Origin of the sequence: Xenorhabdus indica (genome assembly GCF_014467235.1) — a bacterium.
Taxonomy (GTDB): domain Bacteria; phylum Pseudomonadota; class Gammaproteobacteria; order Enterobacterales; family Enterobacteriaceae; genus Xenorhabdus; species Xenorhabdus indica.
Window position 1 is genome coordinate 1 of the sequence record NZ_NKHP01000126.1, and the last position, 385, is coordinate 385.

Genomic DNA, 385 nt, shown 5'->3' on the forward strand with positions numbered 1-385 from the left:
GAAGTCGTAACAAGGTAACCGTAGGGGAACCTGCGGTTGGATCACCTCCTTAACCGAAGATGGTGAAATGTGAGTGTTCACACAGATTGTCTGATGAAAGTAAGACGAGCAAGCGTCTGCGAAGAGACTGAAAGTCCCCTTCGTCTAGAGGCCTAGGACACCGCCCTTTCACGGCGGTAACAGGGGTTCGAATCCCCTAGGGGACGCCACTTTGCTCGGGGTATTGGGTGAAAGACGGTGCCAACCTTATTGCTAAGCGGGCTTGCCCGCCGGTTTAGCAATAATAGCTCTTTAACAATCTGGAACAAGCTGAAAAATTGAAACATTCAGTGACACGGCTTTCTGAGTGAAAGCGGTCATTGAAGAGTCTCTCAACAACCCCAGT

Annotated in this window: 1 tRNA gene and 1 rRNA gene; both read left to right on the plus strand. The window is 50.1% G+C overall.

Annotation, left to right across the window (positions count from 1 at the left end):
• Positions 1-52: ribosomal RNA gene (locus tag Xind_RS20755) — 16S ribosomal RNA — on the plus strand; the annotation flags it as partial.
• Positions 53-133: 81 nt separating this feature from the next.
• A tRNA-Glu gene (locus Xind_RS19810) sits at positions 134-209 on the plus strand.
• Positions 210-385: the final 176 nt, after the last annotated feature.